The organism is Escherichia sp. MOD1-EC6021, from assembly GCF_002965245.1.
GTDB lineage: Bacteria > Pseudomonadota > Gammaproteobacteria > Enterobacterales > Enterobacteriaceae > Escherichia > Escherichia coli_F.
The window spans coordinates 158,342-179,628 of record NZ_PTRU01000001.1; the positions used below are offsets into that span (position 1 = coordinate 158,342).

Annotated in this window: 18 protein-coding genes and 3 pseudogenes; 11 read left to right on the forward strand and 10 right to left on the reverse strand. The window is 49.7% G+C overall.

All coding sequences use genetic code 11. The features are described 5' to 3' along the window. Positions 1-3 precede the first annotated feature (3 nt). Entirely contained in the window at positions 4-1,143 is a 1,140-nt protein-coding gene (arnB, locus tag BEB54_RS00885) for a UDP-4-amino-4-deoxy-L-arabinose aminotransferase (protein ID WP_105276836.1), read from the reverse strand. Positions 1,144-1,450: 307 nt separating this feature from the next. On the opposite strand from arnB, the gene ais reads away from it, so the two are divergent. Further along, positions 1,451-2,053, forward strand: coding sequence for a lipopolysaccharide core heptose(II)-phosphate phosphatase Ais (gene ais / locus BEB54_RS00890; RefSeq protein WP_001306469.1), 603 nt, complete (start codon positions 1,451-1,453; stop codon positions 2,051-2,053). Between the two features lie 38 nt (positions 2,054-2,091). Here ais and nudI read toward each other — a convergent pair whose 3' ends face one another. Next, a complete protein-coding gene (gene nudI / locus BEB54_RS00895) occupies positions 2,092-2,517 on the reverse strand; it encodes a nucleoside triphosphatase NudI (protein ID WP_032184677.1) in 426 nt (141 codons plus the stop codon). A 278-nt stretch (positions 2,518-2,795) separates the two neighbouring features. On the opposite strand from nudI, the gene BEB54_RS00900 reads away from it, so the two are divergent. The 6 genes from BEB54_RS00900 (at position 2,796) to yfaU (ending at position 9,028) form a co-directional block, all read left to right on the forward strand. Then, complete coding sequence (locus BEB54_RS00900; RefSeq protein ID WP_032303432.1) at positions 2,796-3,338, forward strand: YfaZ family outer membrane protein; 543 nt, start codon at positions 2,796-2,798, stop codon at positions 3,336-3,338. A 99-nt stretch (positions 3,339-3,437) separates the two neighbouring features. Beyond that, entirely contained in the window at positions 3,438-4,640 is a 1,203-nt protein-coding gene (locus BEB54_RS00905; protein WP_105276837.1) for a nicotinamide mononucleotide deamidase-related protein YfaY, read from the forward strand. 219 nt (positions 4,641-4,859) lie between these two features. Continuing rightward, the gene (locus BEB54_RS00910; RefSeq protein ID WP_105276838.1) at positions 4,860-5,642 is read left to right on the forward strand and encodes an IclR family transcriptional regulator; all 783 of its coding nucleotides are present in this window, start codon (positions 4,860-4,862) and stop codon (positions 5,640-5,642) included. Positions 5,643-5,656: 14 nt separating this feature from the next. Then, positions 5,657-6,862 carry an L-rhamnonate dehydratase gene (gene rhmD, locus BEB54_RS00915; protein WP_001389850.1) on the forward strand — a complete coding sequence of 402 codons (1,206 nt, stop codon included), beginning with the start codon at positions 5,657-5,659 and terminating at the stop codon, positions 6,860-6,862. A 56-nt stretch (positions 6,863-6,918) separates the two neighbouring features. Beyond that, positions 6,919-8,208, forward strand: a complete 1,290-nt coding sequence (locus tag BEB54_RS00920) for an MFS transporter (protein ID WP_001308785.1) — start codon at positions 6,919-6,921, stop codon at positions 8,206-8,208. A 16-nt stretch (positions 8,209-8,224) separates the two neighbouring features. Next, on the forward strand, positions 8,225-9,028 hold the full coding sequence (gene yfaU, locus BEB54_RS00925) for a 2-keto-3-deoxy-L-rhamnonate aldolase (protein ID WP_000992985.1): 804 nt from the start codon (positions 8,225-8,227) through the stop codon (positions 9,026-9,028). A 40-nt stretch (positions 9,029-9,068) separates the two neighbouring features. Here the strand turns inward: yfaU and BEB54_RS00930 are convergent, their stop codons facing one another. The 4 genes from BEB54_RS00930 to glpA form a co-directional block, all read right to left on the reverse strand. Then, the gene (locus tag BEB54_RS00930; protein WP_105276839.1) at positions 9,069-9,971 is read right to left on the reverse strand and encodes an ISNCY family transposase; all 903 of its coding nucleotides are present in this window, start codon (positions 9,969-9,971) and stop codon (positions 9,069-9,071) included. Positions 9,972-10,164: 193 nt separating this feature from the next. Beyond that, a complete protein-coding gene (gene glpC / locus BEB54_RS00935) occupies positions 10,165-11,355 on the reverse strand; it encodes an anaerobic glycerol-3-phosphate dehydrogenase subunit GlpC (RefSeq protein ID WP_105276840.1) in 1,191 nt (396 codons plus the stop codon). Next, positions 11,352-12,611 (reverse strand): glycerol-3-phosphate dehydrogenase subunit GlpB, encoded by a 1,260-nt coding sequence (gene glpB, locus BEB54_RS00940; RefSeq protein ID WP_105276841.1) that lies wholly within the window; start codon positions 12,609-12,611, stop codon positions 11,352-11,354. The genes glpC and glpB overlap by 4 nt, the downstream gene beginning before the upstream one ends. Beyond that, positions 12,601-14,229, reverse strand: coding sequence for an anaerobic glycerol-3-phosphate dehydrogenase subunit A (gene glpA / locus BEB54_RS00945; RefSeq protein ID WP_105276842.1), 1,629 nt, complete (start codon positions 14,227-14,229; stop codon positions 12,601-12,603). Before glpA ends, glpB begins: the two co-directional genes overlap by 11 nt. Before the next feature lie 273 nt (positions 14,230-14,502). Between glpA and glpT the strand changes: the two genes are divergently transcribed. Both glpT and glpQ read left to right on the forward strand, forming a co-directional pair. After that, the gene (gene glpT / locus BEB54_RS00950) at positions 14,503-15,861 is read left to right on the forward strand and encodes a glycerol-3-phosphate transporter (protein WP_000948724.1); all 1,359 of its coding nucleotides are present in this window, start codon (positions 14,503-14,505) and stop codon (positions 15,859-15,861) included. Between the two features lie 4 nt (positions 15,862-15,865). Beyond that, complete coding sequence (glpQ, locus tag BEB54_RS00955; protein WP_105276922.1) at positions 15,866-16,942, forward strand: glycerophosphodiester phosphodiesterase; 1,077 nt, start codon at positions 15,866-15,868, stop codon at positions 16,940-16,942. Between the two features lie 219 nt (positions 16,943-17,161). Here the strand turns inward: glpQ and BEB54_RS00960 are convergent. Together BEB54_RS00960 and BEB54_RS00965 are read right to left on the reverse strand one after the other, a co-directional pair. Beyond that, positions 17,162-18,232 (reverse strand): annotated as a pseudogene (locus tag BEB54_RS00960) (hypothetical protein). Positions 18,233-18,697: 465 nt separating this feature from the next. Beyond that, positions 18,698-18,946 (reverse strand): annotated as a pseudogene (locus tag BEB54_RS00965) (LysR substrate-binding domain-containing protein); the annotation flags it as partial. Here BEB54_RS00965 and BEB54_RS29185 point away from each other — a divergent pair. After that, positions 18,935-19,039, forward strand: a pseudogene (locus BEB54_RS29185) (hypothetical protein); the annotation flags it as partial. The pseudogenes BEB54_RS00965 and BEB54_RS29185 sit on opposite strands and share 12 nt — an antisense overlap. Before the next feature lie 80 nt (positions 19,040-19,119). Then, the gene (gene inaA, locus BEB54_RS00970) at positions 19,120-19,770 is read left to right on the forward strand and encodes a lipopolysaccharide kinase InaA (RefSeq protein ID WP_000301053.1); all 651 of its coding nucleotides are present in this window, start codon (positions 19,120-19,122) and stop codon (positions 19,768-19,770) included. 52 nt (positions 19,771-19,822) lie between these two features. Here inaA and yfaE read toward each other — a convergent pair whose 3' ends face one another. Together yfaE and nrdB are read right to left on the reverse strand one after the other, a co-directional pair. Further along, positions 19,823-20,077, reverse strand: coding sequence for a ferredoxin-like diferric-tyrosyl radical cofactor maintenance protein YfaE (yfaE, locus tag BEB54_RS00975; protein ID WP_000135039.1), 255 nt, complete (start codon positions 20,075-20,077; stop codon positions 19,823-19,825). Continuing rightward, on the reverse strand, positions 20,077-21,207 hold the full coding sequence (gene nrdB / locus BEB54_RS00980; protein ID WP_000332036.1) for a class Ia ribonucleoside-diphosphate reductase subunit beta: 1,131 nt from the start codon (positions 21,205-21,207) through the stop codon (positions 20,077-20,079). Before nrdB ends, yfaE begins: the two co-directional genes overlap by 1 nt. Between the last annotated feature and the right edge of the window lie 80 nt (positions 21,208-21,287).

The window sequence follows — 21,287 nt, forward strand, 5'->3', positions numbered from 1 at the left end:
GGCTTATTGTCCTGCGAGTTGCTGAAGGGCTGTGATGACGCGGACGGCATCGGCAGTGGTCATATCCGGGAACAGCGGCAACGAACAGATGCGTTCGCTATTCCATTCGGTATTCGGTAACGACAGCGTGGGAAAACGCTCGCGATAATATTTTTGTGTGTGAGCGGCGCGGAAATGTAACCCGGTACCAATGCCTCTTTCTTTTAACGCTTCCATCAACGCATCGCGACTGATACCACAACGTTGTTCATCGACACGAATAATAAACAGATGCCAGGCGTGAACGTGCGGCCAGGCGGGAAGGCTTAATGGCTCAAAGGGGAGAGCTGCCAGTGCTTGCTGATATTGCAGAGCAATTTCGCGCCGACGGGTGTTGAGGTGCTCTAATTTGGCTAACTGGGTCAGGGCAATCGCGGCGTTAATATCGGTCAGATTATACTTATAGCCCGGCGTTAAGACTTCAGCTTGCGGTGCACGGCCCCAGGTTTGTCTGTCATATGCATCGACACCCAGACCGTGAAATTTCAGCATCCGTAGCTGGCAGGCGAGGTTTTCATCATCGGTAACAATCAACCCACCTTCCGCACAGGTAATATTTTTGATGGCGTGAAACGAAAAAATAGCGGTACCTTTCGCGCCAATATGTCGGCCTTTGTAATATGTACCGACGGCATGGGCCGCATCTTCGATAACCGCGATGCCGTAACGTTCGCCAATGGCGCGAATAGCGTCAATATCTGCTGGCGCACCGGCATAATGCACCGGAATGATGGCTTTAGTGCGTGACGTAATGGCTGCTTCTATCAATTCTGGCGTGACCATCAGCGTATCGCGGTTAACATCCACCATTACCGGCGTTGCACCCAACAAGGAGATCATATTGAGCGTTGAAACCCAGGTCAGGGAAGGCGTAATCACTTCATCGCCCTTGCCAATTCCCAACGCCATCAGCGTGATATGCATTCCTGCGGTGGCTGAACTGACCGCGATGGCATGCTGATTTCCCGTCAATTGGCAAAAGGCTTGTTCAAGCGCTTGATTCTTCGGACCTGTAGTGATCCAACCGGATTCGAGAACCTCTTTAACTGCTGCGAGTTCCTCCACGCCCATTGCTGGTCGCGAAAAAGGCAAAAATTCTGACATTGCTTTTCCTTCCGCCATTGAATACCTGTCCACTTATATTTGCTATAAAGAGTGTTGTGTATATTTTGCCATTTGGAGCGAAATTCTAAGGATAGAATATTAACTTAACCTTAAGAAATTAATATTAGACGTAAATATTGAAATTTTTATATTTTTTCTTATTTAGGCTTTGCATTTGGCAAAATTTTGAGGCATTTTGCCGGCATCGTAGGATTTTTAATATTACACCAACTGCTAATTATCGCCAGAAATGTCGCTCAATTTCACGGTAATTGTCTGGTTGCGCTTGTCTATAGGTGGAGTTTACGTGTTAGCTTTTTGCCGCTCTTCGTTGAAGTCAAAAAAATATTTCATCATTTTACTGGCGCTCGCTGCCATTGCCGGACTGGGTACTCATGCCGCCTGGAGTAGCAATGGTTTGCCACGTATCGACAATAAAACGCTGGCCAGACTGGCACAGCAGCATCCGGTTGTCGTTTTGTTTCGCCATGCTGAACGTTGCGATCGTTCAACCAATCAATGCTTGTCAGATAAAACAGGTATTACGGTCAAAGGTACCCAGGATGCCCGTGAACTGGGCAACGCTTTTAGTGCTGATATCCCTGATTTCGATCTTTATTCCAGTAATACCGTCCGGACCATTCAGTCGGCGACCTGGTTTTCAGCGGGGAAAAAGCTGACGGTAGATAAACGACTTCTTCAATGCGGTAATGAGATTTATAGTGCAATTAAGGACTTACAAAGCAAAGCACCTGATAAAAATATCGTTATTTTTACCCATAATCATTGCCTGACATATATTGCTAAAGATAAGCGTGATGCGACATTTAAACCTGATTATCTGGATGGTTTAGTCATGCATGTGGAAAAAGGCAAAGTTTATCTGGATGGGGAATTCGTTAACCACTAAATTTTCAATCTGACAGCCAGTAATGGCTGTCATCATTGTTACAGAAGACCTTTCAAACGTAACGTTTTTCGGGTGGCGACATTCAAATCATAATGCACCAGATCTTCAGGTTTTACCCACGCGTAGTCCTGAAACTCTTCGTTTATTTTCACTTCTCGGTTGGTAGAAACGCAGTCAAAAATCAGGTAAATCATATAAATCTCTTCCTTGCGACCATCTGCATACGTCTTGGTGCGAATATCATCGCTGAAGGTCCACGGCGTGATTTCTGTCAAAAGCAGCTGTTCTCCCAGTTCTTCGCGAATTTCGCGGCGTAGTGCCTCTTCAATTCTTTCGCCAGGCTCCACGCCACCACCCGAAAGCGCCCATTGACCGGGGAAAACGCCGCGATCGTCGGCCATTTTACACAGCAAATAAGCACCATCATTTTCAATCAAAGGGCATACAATAGTCCGTTGTCGCACAGGAGTATTCCTTATAAATAAAAAGAAACCATGAGAATACGGCAACTCAGAAATATGTGAAAGTGACAGTAATCTCTTTTGCGATGATAACCGCACTGATTATTATTTTTGTGTGTATCGATACGGTGTGTTTATTTTTTCAGCGTTTAATTATTTGAGAAGTATTTAGTTACAATAAGTGACTAGATCCCTTTTTTCGCTCATTGAATCCTCTGTGCCAGACAGTACAATCCCGCAGCTTTGGGAATTTTGATTTATTGCTTGTGGGAGAGGGGAAAATGAAAAAAATTGCGCTAGCAGGTCTGGCCGGAATGCTGTTGGTTTCTGCATCGGTCAATGCAATGAGTATCAGCGGTCAGGCGGGTAAAGAATACACCAATATTGGTGTCGGTTTTGGTACGGAATCGACGGGCCTGGCGTTAAGCGGTAACTGGACACATAACGACGACGACGGTGACGTCGCGGGTGTGGGGCTGGGGTTGAATCTGCCTCTTGGTCCGTTAATGGCGACCGTTGGCGGTAAAGGTATTTATACCAATCCGAATGATGGTGATGAAGGCTATGCCGCTGCTGTTGGTGGTGGTTTGCAGTGGAAAATTGGCAACAGCTTCCGTTTGTTTGGCGAGTATTACTACTCTCCAGATTCGCTCTCCAGCGGTATTCAAAGTTATGAGGAAGCGAATGCTGGTGCGCGTTACACCATTATGCGTCCAGTCAGTATTGAGGCGGGTTATCGCTATCTGAATCTGTCGGGTAAAGATGGTAACCGCGACAACGCCGTGGCTGACGGTCCATATGTTGGGGTTAACGCCAGTTTCTGATGCCTTCCGGCGCGGCATTCTGTCGCGCCATTCAGTTTCTTACTACGCCTTATCTCCCTTTGCGTTATAGTGATTCGATAACAAAAGCAGGAGATAACCATGTTAACAGTGGAAATGTTATCCACCGGGGATGAAGTGTTACACGGGCAAATCGTTGACACTAACGCTGCCTGGCTGGCCGATTTTTTCTTTCATCAGGGGTTGCCATTATCTCGCCGTAATACGGTGGGGGATAACCTCGATGACTTAGTGACCATTCTTCGTGAACGTAGTCAGCACGCCGATGTGCTGATTGTGAACGGCGGGCTGGGGCCGACCAGTGATGATTTAAGCGCACTCGCCGCTGCGACTGCAAAAGGAGAAGGCCTGGTGCTGCATGAGGCCTGGCTCAAAGAGATGGAACGTTATTTTCGCGAACGTGGACGGGTGATGGCACCGAGCAACCGTAAACAAGCGGAGCTACCTGCCAGTGCAGAATTTATCAATAACCCGGTAGGCACCGCTTGTGGTTTTGCCGTGCAGCTTAATCGTTGTCTGATGTTCTTTACCCCCGGCGTACCGTCGGAATTTAAGGTGATGGTCGAGCACGAAATCCTGCCGCGCCTGCGCGAACGTTTTTCTTTACCGCAGCCGCCGATTTGTCTGCGTTTGACTACCTTCGGTCGTTCGGAAAGCGATCTGGCGCAAAGCCTGGACTCCCTGCAACTGCCGCCGGGCGTAACAATGGGCTATCGCTCTTCTATGCCGATAATTGAACTTAAGCTGACCGGACCGGCAAGCGAGCAACAGGCGATGGAAAAACTGTGGCTGGACGTTAAACGTGTTGCCGGACAGAGCGTGATTTTCGAAGGCACCGAAGGACTGCCCGCGCAGATCAGTTGCGAATTGCAGAGCCGCCAGTTCAGCCTGACGTTGAGCGAGCAATTCACCGGTGGTTTATTGGCTTTGCAACTTTCTCGCGCAGGTGCTCCATTGCTGGCGTGTGAAGTAGTTCCTTCACAGGAAGAAACCCTGGCGCAAACTGCGCACTGGATTACAGAACGGCGTGCCAACCATTTTGCCGGGCTGGCACTGGCTGTTTCTGGTTTCGAGAACGAACATCTCAACTTTGCGCTAGCCTCGCCAGACGGCACTTTCGCTCTGCGTGTGCGTTTCAGCACTACGCGCTACAGCCTGGCTATCCGTCAGGAAGTGTGCGCAATGATGGCACTGAATATGCTGCGCCGTTGGTTAAACGGTCAGGACATCGCCAGTGAGCATGGCTGGATTGAGGTTGTTGAGTCCATGACTTTATCTGTCTGATTCCGCCACTCCGTGCCGGTTTACTGCACCGGCACGTTCCCCCTCCGGCAAAATTTGTCCAACCTGTTGTACTCAATAAGAAAAAATCCGTGCGCTGATTCACAAATTTGTGCGTAATTTCTCCAGTCCGCTGGACGAGGTGCGGGATTTGATGCGCTTCACAATTTTACTCCCCCTGAGCAACGAGACTGATTCCAGTATCTAAGACTGGAGTCCAGTATGTTGGAATCAAGCAAAGTTCCCGCCCTGACACGGGCTATTGATATTCTCAATTTGATTGCCCGCATTGGCCCCTGTAGTGCTGCGACGATCATTGACACATTGGGGATCCCTAAAAGCACGGCCTATTTGCTGCTTAATGAACTCAGGCGTCAGCGTTTTCTTAGCCTTGATCACCAGGAAAATTTTTGTTTGTGGACCAAGCTGGTGGAGCTTTCCGGTCATGCGTTAAGCAAGATGGATCTCCGGGAACTGGCTCGACCGCGTTTGACGCAACTGATGGATACCACCGGGCTGTTATGTCACCTGGGGATTATTGATAACGGCAGCGCTTATTACATTTTGAAAGTGGAGTCATCAGCCACTATCAGCGTGCGTTCCCATGAAGGAAAAAGCCTTTCGCTTTATCGCTCCGGAATAGGTAAATGCCTGCTAGCCTGGCAACCTGCAGCTGTACAGCAAAGTATTATCGAAGGGCTGGTCTGGGAGCAGGCGACACCCACAACGATTACTTATCCACAGCAACTTCACGAAGAACTGGCGCGTATTCGCCGTCAGGGCTGGAGCTATGACAACGGCGAAGATTACGCCGATGTCCGTTGTGTCGCTGCGCCGGTGTTTAACGCCAATAACGAGCTTACCGCTGCGATCTCGGTGGTCGGTACCCGCTTACAAATCAATGAAGAATACCGTGATTATCTGGCGGGCAAGGCCATTGCCTGCGCCAGGGATATTTCACGTCTGTTGGGATGGAAAAGTCCCTTTGACTTACAGGCCTCATAACAATGGAGAACAGCATGACCCTACCAAAAATCAAACAGGTTCGCGCCTGGTTTACTGGCGGTGCGACAGCAGAAAAAGGCGCTGGCGGCGGTGATTATCACGACCAGGGGGCGAATCACTGGATTGACGATCATATTGCCACCCCGATGAGTAAATACCGCGATTACGAGCAGTCACGCCAGTCATTTGGCATTAACGTTCTTGGCACGTTGATTGTTGAAGTCGAAGCAGAAAACGGCCAGACCGGATTCGCCGTTTCGACAGCCGGTGAAATGGGCTGTTTTATTGTCGAAAAACACCTTAACCGTTTCATTGAGGGTAAATGTGTCAGTGATATCAAACTGATCCACGATCAAATGCTCAATGCCACCCTGTATTACTCCGGCTCTGGTGGCCTGGTGATGAATACGATTTCCTGTGTCGATCTGGCTCTGTGGGATCTGTTCGGCAAAGTGGTCGGGCTTCCGGTTTATAAACTTTTAGGCGGCGCAGTTCGTGATGAGATTCAGTTCTACGCCACAGGTGCGCGTCCGGATCTGGCAAAAGAGATGGGCTTTATCGGTGGCAAAATGCCGACGCACTGGGGGCCACATGATGGCGATGCGGGGATCCGCAAAGATGCCGCTATGGTCGCGGATATGCGTGAAAAATGCGGTGAGGATTTCTGGTTAATGCTCGACTGCTGGATGAGTCAGGACGTGAACTATGCCACCAAACTGGCCCACGCTTGCGCGCCCTATAACCTGAAATGGATCGAAGAGTGTCTGCCGCCACAGCAGTATGAAGGTTATCGCGAACTGAAACGCAACGCGCCAGTCGGAATGATGGTCACCAGCGGTGAGCATCACGGCACACTGCAATCTTTCCGTACGCTTTCAGAAACCGGTATCGACATTATGCAGCCGGATGTTGGCTGGTGCGGTGGCTTAACCACGCTGGTGGAAATTGCCGCAATCGCCAAATCCAGAGGGCAACTGGTGGTGCCGCACGGTTCGTCTGTTTACTCTCACCATGCGGTTATCACCTTCACCAATACGCCATTCAGCGAATTCCTGATGACCAGCCCGGATTGTTCAACGATGCGTCCGCAATTTGATCCGATTCTGCTTAATGAGCCAGTGCCGGTGAATGGTCGTATTCATAAATCAGTGCTTGATAAACCCGGTTTCGGCGTCGAGCTCAATCGTGACTGCAATTTGAAACGCCCCTACAGCCACTAATCATTCCGGGCGTTGCTGTGACAACGGTAACGCCCACATATTCTAAGGAGCTTTTTATGAGCACCGCTTTGCTTGACGCCGTGGTGAAGAAAAACCGTGCGCGTTTAATTCCGTTTATGTTGGCGCTGTATGTGCTGGCGTTTCTCGATCGTTCGAATATCGGTTTTGCCAAACAGACCTACCAGATTGATACCGGGCTGAGTAATGAAGCTTATGCGCTGGGAGCAGGCATTTTCTTTGTGGTATATGCGTTTCTGGGTGTTCCGGCGAATCTTTTGATGCGCAAACTTGGGGCAAGAACCTGGATTGGTACGACAACACTGCTGTGGGGATTTCTTTCGGCAGCCATGGCATGGGCCGATACTGAAGCGAAATTTCTGATCGTTCGCACTCTGCTTGGTGCTGCGGAGGCCGGGTTCTTCCCTGGTATGATTTATCTCACCTCGCAATGGTTTCCGCAGCGTAATCGCGCCAGCATTATGGGGCTGTTCTATATGGGCGCACCGTTGGCGTTAACACTGGGATCACCGCTTTCCGGCGCGCTGCTGGAGATGCATGGATTTATGGGGCATCCCGGCTGGTTCTGGATGTTTGTGATTGAAGGATTGCTGGCAGTCGGCGCTGGTGTATTCACATTCTTTTGGCTTGATGACACGCCGGAGCAGGCTCGTTTTCTGAGTAAAGAAGAAAAAACGTTGCTTATCAACCAACTGGCAAGTGAAGAACAACAGAAAGTGACTTCTCGACTGAGCGATGCGCTGCGTAATGGGCGAGTCTGGCAACTGGCGATTATCTACCTGACCATTCAGGTGGCGGTTTACGGATTAATTTTCTTCCTGCCGACGCAGGTTGCTGCATTGTTGGGGACAAAAGTGGGCTTTACGGCGTCGGTGGTCACCGCCATTCCGTGGGTCGCGGCCTTGTTTGGGACCTGGCTTATTCCGCGCTATTCCGATAAAACCGGCGAACGGCGTAATGTCGCGGCGCTGACATTACTGGCGGCGGGCATTGGTATTGGTCTCTCCGGGCTGCTTTCTCCAGTACTGGCGATCGTAGCGCTGTGTGTTGCAGCCATCGGGTTTATTGCCGTGCAGCCGGTGTTCTGGACGATGCCGACACAACTGCTTTCCGGTACGGCGCTGGCGGCGGGGATTGGTTTTGTAAACCTGTTTGGTGCAGTGGGCGGGTTTATTGCCCCGATCCTGCGCGTGAAAGCAGAAACGTTGTTTGCCAGCGATGCGGCTGGATTACTGACGCTGGCAGCGGTGGCGGTCATCGGTTCGCTGATTATTTTCACTCTGCGTGTAAATCGCACTGTTGCGCAGACCGACGTGGCACATCATTAATAGGTTAAGGAACACCATGAACGCATTATTAACCAATCCCTTTAAAGAACGTTTACGCAAGGGCGAAGTGCAAATTGGTCTGTGGTTAAGCTCGACTACTTCTTATATGGCAGAAATTGCCGCCACCTCCGGTTATGACTGGTTGCTGATTGACGGGGAGCACGCGCCAAACACCATTCAGGATCTTTATCACCAGCTACAGGCGGTAGCGCCCTATGCCAGCCAACCCGTGATCCGTCCGGTGGAAGCCAGTAAGTCGCTGATTAAACAAGTCCTGGATATTGGCGCGCAAACTCTACTGATCCCGATGGTCGATACTGCCGATCAGGCACGTCAGGTGGTGTCTGCCACGCGCTATCCTCCCTACGGTGAGCGTGGTGTCGGGGCCAGTGTGGCACGGGCTGCGCGCTGGGGACGCATTGAGAATTACATGGCGCAAGTCAACGATTCGCTTTGTCTGTTGGTGCAGGTGGAAAGTAAAACAGCACTGGATAACCTGGACGAAATCCTCGACGTCGAAGGGATTGACGGCGTGTTTATTGGACCTGCGGATCTTTCTGCCTCGTTGGGCTACCCGGATAACGCCGGGCACCCGGAAGTGCAGCGAATTATTGAAACCAGTATTCGGCGGATCCGTGCTGCGGGTAAAGCGGCTGGTTTTCTGGCTGTGGCTCCTGATATGGCGCAGCAATGCCTGGCATGGGGAGCGAACTTTGTCGCTGTTGGCGTTGACACGATGCTCTACAGCGATGCCCTGGATCAACGACTGGCGATGTTTAAATCAGGCAAAAATGAGCCACGCATAAAAGGTAGTTATTGATATCAAAGGCCCACGGGGATCGGCTGTGGGCCTGTGTTAATTAGTGGTTATTCGCTGCCAGATCGGCTTCGCTTAGCTGGGTGGCCGCGAGCACCAGGTCACGATCAATGCCCTGTTCCAGCATGCGCAAGGCAATTTTAATGGCTTGTTCATGCATGCCTTCCTGCCAGCCAATTTGATGCCCTTCCTGCCGTAGCCGTTCAGCAATAGTCATCAATCTCTCCTTTTGTAGTGGTGAACGTTCGGCAATCTCCTCAATAAAACGGGTGAAACGGGAGGTATCGCCGCATTGCAGCAGATAATTAAACAGCGTTTGTAGCTGGCTGTCATTAGTGAAGCCTCTAACCAAAAGCGTGGTGATCCTGTCGACCATACCGATTAAATCGCGGTCGCGAATATGCTTTTGAATCAGTTCAAGCAGAGCTATACGCCGATGTTGCATGATCTCATCGTCAGGCACGATGGTGATATCCACCAACGGAAAAGCTTCGGTGTACAACTGCCGGGCAAGTTGCGGATCGTCAAACTCATCCAGCCAGTTAAGTGAGTATGGGTAGGGCGAGGTTTCGCCGTGATAAAACAGCAACGGCACCACCAGCGGGACTCTGTCATAGCCTTTGTCCAGGTGACGCTGCATGGCGGCAGTGGCATAGCGCATTAGCCGAAAAGCCATATTCTTTTCTGCAGAGCTTTGATGTTCAATTACGCAGTAGATATAGCCGTTACCGTCGCTGGTTTCCACGGACCACAAAACATCCGAGTAGTAAGCGCGTAAACTTTTTTCAATAAAACTGGTGGGTTCCAGGCGTAAGGTTTGCAGGTTGCAAAGCTTGCGCAGCGGCTCTGGTAGATGTATTTCCAGAAAATCCCGTGCGGTTTCGGGTGTGAACATAAAGGTTTTAAACACCGCATCATGCGGGGAGGAGGTTGTTGATTCGGTCATGGTTGTCCGTCACCTGATATTTATGATGACGCGACATTACGGGGATCGCAGGCCGATAACATCTGGCAGTTTTAACCTTTGCGAGAGGTTTTCAGAAGTATTTTTACTGCGATGCAACGCATACATTGGGTACGGAACCGTGTACGCAAAAATGCCCGATAAGCCATGAACTCATCGGGCATCAGAAGGGCACTTAAGCCAGCGCTTTTGCCAGCAGTGTAATCGGGTGCTCGCAGCGAAGGCTCGTGGACATTTCAATCTGCCATTTGCAGGTTTCGCAGTCGGTGACCACCAGATCTGCCCCGCTCTCTTCTATCTGGCGGAACAGTGGTGCGCCGATGGCTTGTGAGGTTGGGTAGTTCTCTTTTTTGAAACCGTAAGTTCCGGCAATACCGCAGCACTGGGAATCCAGCACCGTTAACTCAAGCCCCGGGATTTTACGCAACAGCTCCAGGGTGTAGAGCGTCCAGCCCATTTTTTCCATATGGCATGGTGTGTGATAAACCACTTTCAGCGGCAGCGATTTCAGCGGTAACGTTTTGCCTTCGTCCAGCTTGCGCCACAGCCAGCGGGTCGCCAGTTCGATATGATCGCGCAAGCCTCTGTTGTCGACATTCAGCACTTCCGGGTATTCGTCACGCAGGGCAAATGTACAGGTTGAGGAGGTGGCAATCACCGGAATGCCTTTTACCCCTACCGCTTCGCGGATCGACTCTACATTCGTGATTGCTTGTTTACGTGCTTTATCGGTAAAACCGTTGGCGATGAGCGGCACGCCGCAGCATTTTTCTTTGCTCAGCAGTTGTACGCCGGTGTCCATCGCGTTGAGCACTTTAATTAAATCTTTACCTAACTGCGGATGGTTGTAGTTAACGAAGCAGCCGTGAAAGAAAGCCACCTGGTCTTTATATTGCGCTTGCTGAGCCGCCACGCTGCGATACCAGCGACGGAAAGTGCCGAAGGAGTATTTCGGTAGCGTGCGGCGATGATCGATTTTTAACGCCGCATCAAGCAACTGCCGCACCGGTTTCAGCGAGGTAGCAGTGTTGACGATTGGTGCGAACGGCGTGGAAACGCTACCCATCAGGTCGGTATGACTCAACACAAAATTACGCAGCGACGGGCGTGTGGTGTCATATTTCGCCCGCGCGCGCTGGATAATATCGCCAATCTTCACATCGGACGGGCAGGCGACTTCGCAACGTTTGCAGTTAATACAATATTTCAGTGCCTCGTCATACAGTGCACCATCTTTTAAACGCAGACGCTCGCCATCCGGCCCGGCTTGTTTTGGCCCCGGATAGCTGGGATTCACCCGGCTCACCGGGCAGGCGGTGGTGCAGACGGTGCACTTAATGCAGTTTTCGAAGCTGGTGTCGTTCATTGTTGGCCTCCTGCGCGTTGGGCAATTTGTTGAGCGGCATGTAAAGCACTGACAGCACAAACACCGCCGCCGCATCCCTGGGCAATGGGATCAAATCCGCCCAGCACCGAACCGATGGCAAACAGGTTTTCAATGGTTTGCCCTGCCTGCGACGGGCGTAGCGCCTCATCAGTGGTTACACCGAACTGCTGCCACGGTTGCGGCGCAAAAAAATCGCCCTTATACCATTCACCCCGCGTGGCGGTTTGTAGCACATCAAGGCCGAGAATCGGCTCGCGAATGCCGTCACGTTCTGCCACCAGTCCGCCGCTAAAGAAACTGCCGCTGGCGAGCACGGCAAAGCGTGGACGCAGCGGGATATCGGCGTGATTGCGGGTCCAGATTTCATTCACTACGCCATTTTTACAGGTCACTTTTTTCACTTCATCGCCCGGCATCCACACGCCACCCTGGCGCACAAACTGGCGCTGTAACTGGTTTTGCAGACGAATGCCCAGCACGGAAGGTGGTAATGTAGGCAGTAACATTAATGAACAGGGCAATTGCTCGTTCAGCCACCGCCAGAGTTTGTCATCAGCCAGGCCGAAGCAGGCGGGCATCAGGATCATTTCGCTGGTATTGGCGACAGGAATAAGCGCATCAATTAACAGAGGCCAGTTTTCTTCGTTATCAAGGAAGCGGGCGATATTCACCGCGCGGAACTCGGTGGCGTTATTGCGCAGGATATCCAGTTCTGGCAGCTCTATTTCTGCGGTTTCAACATTAAGATCCAGTTCGCGCAATGAAGCCGCCGCAAGATGCGCCTGAAAATCCATCAGGCCGCTAATTCCCACTACACAAATTTTCTTCGCGGGCAGCGGCCAGACGGGGACTTCTGGCGAACTTAGCCAGGTAGAGCGCAGAGTACCGAGCGGCGTAACTCGCTGGTGAGCCAGCTCTACGCTGCCCTGTAATTGCGCACCGCTTTCAGCGATTAATGTCTGTGCCTGACAAGCGAGATCGAGCACGCGTTGTGGCCCGAGAAGAGAGTATGGATGGGCAGGTGCCTGATGACACAAAGATTCCAGTCCACTGTGAATGTCTGTCACCGGCTGACCGTCAGGCAGATGGCTCAGCAAATCCAGCGATCCGGATGAGAAATGCAGCGCGCTTTGACCACGAGTGACAATGGCACAGCGCAGGCCGTGTTTTTGCAGTTGCAGGCCACAGAGTAATCCGGCGAGCCCGCCGCCCATAATGACAGTATCAAAGCGCATCTTTCTGCTCCTTCTCCAGACCACAAAGTCCCTGATAAACCCAACGGGTAAACTCGCTTTCGCGCAATGCGTCTCCCCAGGCGATGGGTTGCACGCCTTTCCAGCGTTCGTTAAGGAAGGTGGAAAGTTGCTCGATAGATTGCGCGGACGTCGTGACGTTAAAACGCTGTAGCAGTCCGGCAGCGCGGCAGGCGCAGAGCTCGCCCTGGCAGGTTCCCATCCCCACACGGGTGCGACGACGTAAATCCAACAGGCTGTTAACGTTTAAATTTTCTACTGCGTACTGCACTTCACCCGCAGTTACCGCTTCGCACTCACATACCAGGCTGCGGTGCAGACGGCCTTCGCTAAGCCAGGCAGGCGTGCGATCGCCATGACGATAAACCGCAGAACCGCGCAGCGGGGCAGGCAGGGAGATCACTTTACGCAAGGTAACTTCAGCGGGTTCCTGTGAGCCAGGAAGTGCCTGATCGGCGGTCGTACAGGGGCGCGTGTTGCCCAGCTTACGACATACCGCGTCGGTAGCCCATTCCGCCATCAGACGATAGGTCATCAGTTTGCCACCGGTGATGGTGATAAATCCGTCCAGACCATCGCGTTCAGCATGATCGAGCAGCACGATACCGCGACTGACGTTACGCCCGCTCGGGTCATCATCGCTGGCAACCAGCGGACGCACGCCAGAGTAGGCCCGTAAAATACGCGTTTTCGCCATCACGGGGGCCAGTTTTTCCCCTTCACGCAGCAGAATATCCACTTCTTCTGCCGTCACTCGATTATCGTCAATCTCGTTGTAATCAATACGTAAAGAGGTGGTGCCAATCAGCGAAATGGTATCGCCTGGCACCAGGATATCGGCGTCGGAAGGTTTACGGCAACGGTTGATCACATGCTGGTTAATGCGATGATCCATGATCAGCAGTGATCCTTTGGCCGGGAACATACGAATGCGCAGATCGGCATATTCGGCAATATGTTGCCCCCAGATCCCGGCGGCGTTCACCACTACAGGCGCATGAAGTGCCTGAATTTCGCCAGTGAGATGGTTACGTACACGAACGCCACACACCGTCGCGCCTTCACGAATCAGACCTGTCACTTCGTGCGCGGTGAGGATAATGGCACCGTGTTCTTTCGCATCGAGCATGTTCGCTGCGGTCAGGCGAAATGGGTCAACAGTGCCATCCGGAACTTTTACCGCGCCAATCAGTGCCGGGTTAACGGAAGGTTCGATAATGCGTGCTTGCTGCGGATCAATGGCTTCAGCACTGATTCCAGCCTCTTCGCAAGCACGAATAAAAGTCGCCTGGAAGGAGAGATCATCTTCCGGCAGGGTGATAAACAGACCGTTGGTTGGTTCGACACAGTGACGCGCAATGCGTTTTAAAATCTGGTTTTCACTAATACATTCGCGGGCCGATTCCGCATCGGTAACCGCATAGCGTGCGCCGCTGTGCAGCAGACCGTGGTTACGCCCGGTGGCTCCCGTTGCGATGTCGTGGCGCTCAACCAAAATCACGCGCAGCCCGCGCAGGGCACAGTCGCGGGCAATCCCGGCTCCCGTTGCGCCGCCGCCAATGATAATCACGTCACTTGATTGCGAGTCGCGAGTTTTCATTGTTATCCCTCTGAAGTTCGTTTTTTTACCATTTAGCCATAGTAAAAACATGAATTGTTTGATTTCGCGCATATTCGCTCATAATTCGAAAGTGAAACGTGATTTCATGCGTCATTTTGAACATTCTGTAAATCTTATTTAATAATGTGTGCGGCAATTCACATTTAATTTCTGAATGTTTTCTTAACATCGCGGCAACTCAAGAAACGGCAGGTTCTCCCACTGAATCAGGCTGTTAATCATAAATAAGACCACGGGCCACGGAGGCTTTCAATGTTGAGTATTTTTAAACCGGCGCCACACAAAGCGCGCTTACCTGCCGCGGAGATCGATCCGACTTATCGTCGATTGCGCTGGCAAATTTTCCTGGGGATATTCTTTGGCTATGCTGCTTACTATTTGGTTCGTAAGAACTTTGCGCTCGCTATGCCTTACCTGGTGGAGCAGGGATTCTCACGCGGTGATTTAGGTTTCGCGCTTTCTGGGATCTCGATCGCCTATGGATTTTCGAAATTCATCATGGGTTCGGTGTCGGATCGCTCGAATCCGCGCGTTTTCCTCCCCGCAGGTTTGATTCTGGCGGCGGCAGTGATGCTGTTTATGGGCTTTGTGCCATGGGCGACATCGAGCATTGCGGTGATGTTTGTACTGTTGTTCCTCTGCGGTTGGTTCCAGGGGATGGGGTGGCCGCCGTGTGGTCGTACTATGGTGCACTGGTGGTCGCAGAAAGAACGTGGCGGCATTGTGTCGGTGTGGAACTGCGCACACAATGTCGGTGGTGGTATTCCGCCGCTGCTGTTCCTGCTGGGGATGGCCTGGTTCAATGACTGGCACGCGGCCCTCTATATGCCCGCTTTCTGCGCCATTCTGGTGGCACTATTCGCCTTTGCGATGATGCGCGATACCCCACAATCCTGTGGCTTGCCGCCGATCGAAGAGTACAAAAACGATTATCCGGACGACTATAACGAAAAAGCGGAACAGGAGCTGACCGCAAAGCAAATTTTCATGCAGTACGTGCTGCCGAACAAACTGCTGTGGTACATCGCCATCGCCAACGTGTTCGTTTATCTGCTGCGTTACGGCATCCTCGACTGGTCACCGACCTACCTGAAAGAAGTTAAGCATTTCGCGCTGGATAAATCCTCCTGGGCCTACTTCTTCTATGAGTATGCGGGCATTCCGGGCACCCTGTTGTGTGGCTGGATGTCGGACAAAGTCTTCCGTGGTAACCGTGGGGCAACCGGCGTCTTCTTTATGACACTGGTGACCATCGCAACTATCGTTTACTGGATGAACCCGGCAGGCAACCCAACCGTAGATATGATTTGTATGATTGTTATCGGCTTCCTGATCTACGGTCCTGTGATGTTGATCGGTCTGCATGCGCTGGAACTGGCACCGAAAAAAGCGGCAGGTACGGCAGCGGGCTTTACTGGTCTGTTTGGTTACCTGGGCGGTTCGGTGGCGGCGAGCGCGATTGTTGGTTACACCGTGGACTTCTTCGGCTGGGATGGCGGTTTTATGGTAATGATTGGCGGCAGCATCCTGGCGGTTATCCTGTTGATAGTTGTGATGATTGGCGAAAAACGTCGCCATCAGGAATTACTGCAAAAACGCAATGGAGGCTAATGGCATGAAATTGACGCTGAAAAACCTTAGCATGGCGATCATGATGAGTGGAATGATCATGGGAAGCAGTGCAATGGCGGCGGATAGCAACGAAAAAATAGTCATCGCCCATCGCGGTGCCAGTGGATATTTACCGGAGCATACGCTGCCAGCAAAAGCGATGGCGTATGCGCAGGGGGCAGATTATCTTGAACAGGATTTGGTGATGACGAAGGATGATCATCTGGTCGTTCTGCATGACCACTATCTTGACCGGGTAACCGATGTCGCCGATCGTTTCCCGGATCGGGCGCGTAAAGATGGCCGTTACTACGCGATAGATTTTACGCTGGATGAAATTAAGTCTTTGAAATTTACGGAAGGCTTCGATATTGAAAACGGTAAAAAAGTGCAGACTTTCCCCGGACGTTTCCCGATGGGTAAATCTGACTTCCGGGTGCACACCTTTGAAGAAGAGATTGAATTTGTTCAGGGGTTAAATCACTCCACTGGGAAAAATATTGGTATCTATCCAGAAATTAAAGCGCCGTGGTTCCATCATCAGGAAGGGAAGGATATTGCAGCAAAAACGCTGGAAGTGCTGAAGAAATATGGCTACACCGGCAAGGACGACAAAGTTTATTTGCAATGTTTTGATGTTGATGAACTGAAGCGCATTAAAAATGAGCTGGAACCCAAAATGGGCATGGACCTCAATCTGGTACAGTTGATTGCCTATACCGACTGGAATGAAACGCAGCAGAAACAGCCAGACGGAAGCTGGGTCAATTACAACTACGACTGGATGTTTAAGCCCGGGGCCATGAAACAGGTGGCGGAATATGCTGATGGTATTGGTCCGGATTATCATATGTTGATTGAGGAGACATCGCAGCCAGGTAATATCAAGCTTAGCGGAATGGTAAAAGATGCACAGCAGAATAAGCTGGTGGTGCATCCTTATACCGTGCGGTCAGATAAGCTGCCTGAATACACTACTGATGTGAATCAGTTATATGATGCTCTGTATAACAAAGCGGGTGTAAATGGGCTGTTTACTGATTTCCCTGATAAGGCAGTAAAATTCCTTAATAAAGAGTAATGCTACTGCAGGATGGCGTTCATGCGCCATCCTCTGCTAAAGCGAAATAATGCTACTACCGGTTATTCTTTTCATTAACGGGTGCATCCTGTAAAAAGATGCCAACATAATTTTCGTAAAACTCATTCGTTAAAAAAGCTAACACTGGGCATTGTTATTCTTTAAACAGTATGAATAGGTCTCAATAATAAATTGTAATGCAGTTTATACTGTAAAGTATTATTCGAATTTCGGAAAGGTAAAGAAAATATTAATGTATCTTATTAATTTATCATATTGTTCTTGGGTGAATGCTGTTTGCACACCTTCAGGGCAATATTTACCAGTAATAACCAGTTGCCCATTGCTGTGTTGTACCATTAAACCTTCTTTTTCCTTTGGATCTACAAACTTAGAATTATCAAATGTGAAGATATTTTTTTCCTGTTTTGAGTAAGCAAAGAAATCTCGTGTATAGCTGAAACTATCATTTATTAATGGTGCTAACTTTTTGTCGGCGATATCGATAAGCTCACCACTTAATTTATTGATGTATTTCATTTGCTTCAATTTTTTCTGCGCTTGCACAATTTGCTTGTAGGTGTTTTCAATTTTTTTAGAAGAATTCTTAAATACATCATAGCGTTCCTCGGAGGATGTGTATTTGTACCATTCTGTATTTTTCTCAGAATGTTGTAGCAGGTCTGTATATTTTTTTTGATCGCTGTAAAGTTGACTTTTAATACTTTCCTCACTGCTGATTTTATAATGTTTATCAGAGTCGTTTGTTTTTGAAATGTCCTTTTCTGTCAGTGTCTGGTCCGTGTTGTGGGTATTTTCTTTTGCAACATGCTCATTGATGATGTTAATTGCAGTTTCATATTCATTTAAATTTATTGTTCTTTGTGAAAGAAACCCTTCTTTGCTTTCGATACTCAAAACACCTTCGTTGTTTTCACCTCTGGTAAAGGTAAGGATATAGGGTTCATAATCTTCTGCAAATTCATTTTTATACGTTATGACATGCTCGACAAAATGTCTTATTGGTACGAAACCATAACTGTGAACGTCAATTTTTTTGGTCTTGACACTATCAATTTCATCTGAGGCTTTCGTGAAAAAAGCCAATAAATTAGCTATGTTGTCTGCTGAGGTTGATAACCCGAATCTACTTTGAGATATTTTTAGAAACTCATTGCAAAAAATCTCAAGTTTCGCGGTTTGTTGTGATTCTTTGTAAATTTCTGCTGTTTGCAATTTATTATTTTGTAAAATATTACAGCGAGATAAGTGAATAGATGTATTTGGCATAAATGATTCCTTGTAGTGTGAGTTAACAAGATACAATTTAATCTTTGCAGAATATATTCACTATCAAATTTAGCTCATTTTATTACGAAGACCTTTACGCATGTTAGAAAGTATCATTATTGTTAATAAATACGGTAATAAGTAACAAACAGATATTGATAACTTCCCTGACTAGTTATTAGGTATCCCACTTGAAGATTGAGAATGGCTCCAGAGTAAACTGTGTACTGTTCGCCGGAGTGTCATTACTCTCAACAATCGGTTTTGACAGTGAGTCGGGCGCTTCATACCGGTTTCTACCTGGAGTCATTGTCACTTCTCCCAACTGGATAAATATATATCGCCAATTCAGAAAGTGGGCCAAAATCAGGTGAAAACGAATTATTACGCCTGGTAAAGGCTATAGTACAACTAAGTGTGGCGAATCAGGCAGTCTTGCATTTGTCATCAATCTCATGTCTTACATCAAATTTTTCCACCCACCACGAGTTGTTCCGTACACGTTTGTAGTAAAAACAGTGGACTGCCTTCTACCGGCTTTTCTTTAGCCAGCAACGAAATCTGTCGATAGAAGGTTGGTTCGAGAGGAACGGAACACAATTCACCTGCAATGGTTTTCAGCGTTAACTCTGGTAATAAGGCGATGCCTAATCCCTGTCGAATAAAACTGATCGCTGTATCCGGGTGATTAAATTCACATTTTATTTGCTGGGTGCACTATTAGTGGTAGTGGCTGGTGGAGTCTATGCGCTGCAAATGAAGGGTAAAAGCGGTGTCGCGCTAGTAGTGGCAAAAGAAATTCATTAATACGACACGTTTCATTAAGATTTTTCGCAGGTAACCACCTATAGTCATTGTCGTTAATAAAAAATGACAGGCGATAGGGTATGGCAGTTTCAGCAAAGTACGACGAATTTAATCACTGGTGGGCAACAGAGGGCGACTGGGTTGAAGAGCCTAACTATCGCCGTAATGGGATGAGCGGGGTGCAATGCGTCGAGCGCAATGGCAAAAAGCTGTATGTGAAGCGCATGACGCATCATCTGTTTCATTCCGTACGTTATCCGTTCGGTCGACCGACGATTGTCCGTGAGGTTGCGGTAATTAAAGAACTGGAACGGGCTGGTGTCATTGTGCCGAAAATCGTTTTTGGTGAAGCGGTGAAAATTGAGGGTGAATGGCGCGCGTTGCTGGTGACGGAAGATATGGCGGGGTTCATAAGTATTGCTGACTGGTATGCCCAGCATGCAGTAACACCTTATTCTGACGATGTTCGGCAAGCCATGTTGAAAGCTGTGGCGATGGCGTTTAAGAAAATGCATAGCGTTAATCGTCAGCATGGCTGTTGTTACGTTCGCCACATCTATGTGAAAACAGAAGGTATGGTAGAAGCTGGTTTTCTTGATCTGGAGAAAAGTCGTCGCCGCTTACGTCGGCATAAAGCGATTAATCATGATTTCCGCCAGCTGGAAAAATATCTGGAGCCGATCCCTAAAGCGGACTGGGAGCAGGTTAAAGCGTATTACTACGCCATGTAATCACGTAGGCCAGACAAGACGCGTAAGCGTCGCATCTGGCACAAGTACCCGATCACAACTCGATTTCAATATCGCCTTTTGCCCGGCAACAACAGGGCAAAATTTCCCCCGGCTGAATAAAGGCTAACGGTTCGGCAATCCAGTCCACCTGGCCTGCAACAAGGCGTGTGCGACAGGAGCCGCAGTAACCTTCGCGGCACTGATACTCAACCGCCACATTGTGGGATTCCAGCGCCGCCAGAAGGGAAGGGTGTTCATCCTGGCACAGCAGCTGTGTGCCAGTGATGCGCAGGGTAACGCGGGCCATCAGAGCTGGAAGTTACTCAAATCGTCGGTGTCCACTTCCGCGTCAATCTGCCCGACCAGATAAGAACTCACTTCCACTTCCTGCGGAGCAACCTGTACGTTATCAGACACCAACCAGGTGTTGATCCACGGGATCGGGTTGGAGCGCGTCTGGAACGGCAGATCCAAACCGACCGCCTGCATACGGATATTGGTGATGTATTCAACGTACTGGCAGAGGATGTCTTTATTCAGACCAATCATCGAACCATCACGGAACAGATAATCCGCCCAGTCTTTCTCTTGCTGTGCCGCCTGGACAAACAGGTCATAACACTCCTGCTTACACTCTTCGGCAATTTCCGCCATCTCCGGATCATCTGCACCGCTGCGCAGCAGATTCAGCATATGCTGCGTACCGGTCAGGTGCAGGGCTTCGTCGCGGGCAATCAGACGAATAATTTTGGCGTTACCTTCCATCAGTTCGCGTTCTGCAAAGGCAAAGGAACAAGCAAAGCTGACGTAGAAGCGGATCGCTTCCAGCGCGTTAACGCTCATCAGGCAGAGATACAGTTTTTTCTTCAGCTCGCGCAGGCTAACGGTTACGGTTTTACCGTTAACGGTGTGGGTACCTTCGCCCAGCAGATGCCAGTAGCTGGTCATTTCGATCAGCTCATCGTAATAGCTGGAGATCCCTTCCGCACGTTTCTGGATCTGCTCGTTGGTGACGATATCGTCAAACACAACAGACGGATCGTTAACGATATTACGGATGATATGGGTATAGGAGCGGGAATGAATCGTTTCTGAGAACGCCCAGGTTTCGACCCAGGTTTCCAGTTCCGGGATCGAGATCAGCGGCAGCAGTGCCACGTTCGGGCTGCGACCCTGAATGGAGTCCAGCAACGTCTGATATTTCAGGTTGCTGATAAAGATGTGTTTTTCGTGTTCAGGCAGTGCCTGGTAATCGATACGGTCACGAGAAACGTCAACTTCTTCCGGACGCCAGAAGAAAGAGAGCTGCTTTTCGATCAGCTTTTCGAAGATGTCATATTTTTGCTGATCGTAGCGAGCCACGTTGACCGGCTGACCAAAGAACATCGGTTCTTTCAGCTGATCATTTTTCGTCTGAGAAAAGGTGGTATATGCCATGAATGTGTCCTGTTGGGAGTTTAATGCCGGATAAGGCATTTTACGCCGCATCCTGTGCCTGATGCGACGCTGGCGCGTCT

What these genes read in the sequence shown, in the direction of transcription:
- glpQ (WP_105276922.1), top strand. Translation starts at nt 15,866, where the DNA reads ATGAAATTGACGCTGAAAAACCTTAGCATGGCGATCATGATGAGTGGA.
- BEB54_RS00930 (WP_105276839.1), bottom strand. Translation starts at nt 9,971, where the DNA reads ATGACCGAATCAACAACCTCCTCCCCGCATGATGCGGTGTTTAAAACC.
- nrdB (WP_000332036.1), bottom strand. Translation starts at nt 21,207, where the DNA reads ATGGCATATACCACCTTTTCTCAGACGAAAAATGATCAGCTGAAAGAA.
- glpA (WP_105276842.1), bottom strand. Translation starts at nt 14,229, where the DNA reads ATGAAAACTCGCGACTCGCAATCAAGTGACGTGATTATCATTGGCGGC.
- rhmD (WP_001389850.1), top strand. Translation starts at nt 5,657, where the DNA reads ATGACCCTACCAAAAATCAAACAGGTTCGCGCCTGGTTTACTGGCGGT.
- BEB54_RS00905 (WP_105276837.1), top strand. Translation starts at nt 3,438, where the DNA reads ATGTTAACAGTGGAAATGTTATCCACCGGGGATGAAGTGTTACACGGG.
- inaA (WP_000301053.1), top strand. Translation starts at nt 19,120, where the DNA reads ATGGCAGTTTCAGCAAAGTACGACGAATTTAATCACTGGTGGGCAACA.
- arnB (WP_105276836.1), bottom strand. Translation starts at nt 1,143, where the DNA reads ATGTCAGAATTTTTGCCTTTTTCGCGACCAGCAATGGGCGTGGAGGAA.
- BEB54_RS00910 (WP_105276838.1), top strand. Translation starts at nt 4,860, where the DNA reads ATGTTGGAATCAAGCAAAGTTCCCGCCCTGACACGGGCTATTGATATT.
- glpC (WP_105276840.1), bottom strand. Translation starts at nt 11,355, where the DNA reads ATGAACGACACCAGCTTCGAAAACTGCATTAAGTGCACCGTCTGCACC.
- glpT (WP_000948724.1), top strand. Translation starts at nt 14,503, where the DNA reads ATGTTGAGTATTTTTAAACCGGCGCCACACAAAGCGCGCTTACCTGCC.
- glpB (WP_105276841.1), bottom strand. Translation starts at nt 12,611, where the DNA reads ATGCGCTTTGATACTGTCATTATGGGCGGCGGGCTCGCCGGATTACTC.
- BEB54_RS00920 (WP_001308785.1), top strand. Translation starts at nt 6,919, where the DNA reads ATGAGCACCGCTTTGCTTGACGCCGTGGTGAAGAAAAACCGTGCGCGT.
- yfaU (WP_000992985.1), top strand. Translation starts at nt 8,225, where the DNA reads ATGAACGCATTATTAACCAATCCCTTTAAAGAACGTTTACGCAAGGGC.
- BEB54_RS00900 (WP_032303432.1), top strand. Translation starts at nt 2,796, where the DNA reads ATGAAAAAAATTGCGCTAGCAGGTCTGGCCGGAATGCTGTTGGTTTCT.
- yfaE (WP_000135039.1), bottom strand. Translation starts at nt 20,077, where the DNA reads ATGGCCCGCGTTACCCTGCGCATCACTGGCACACAGCTGCTGTGCCAG.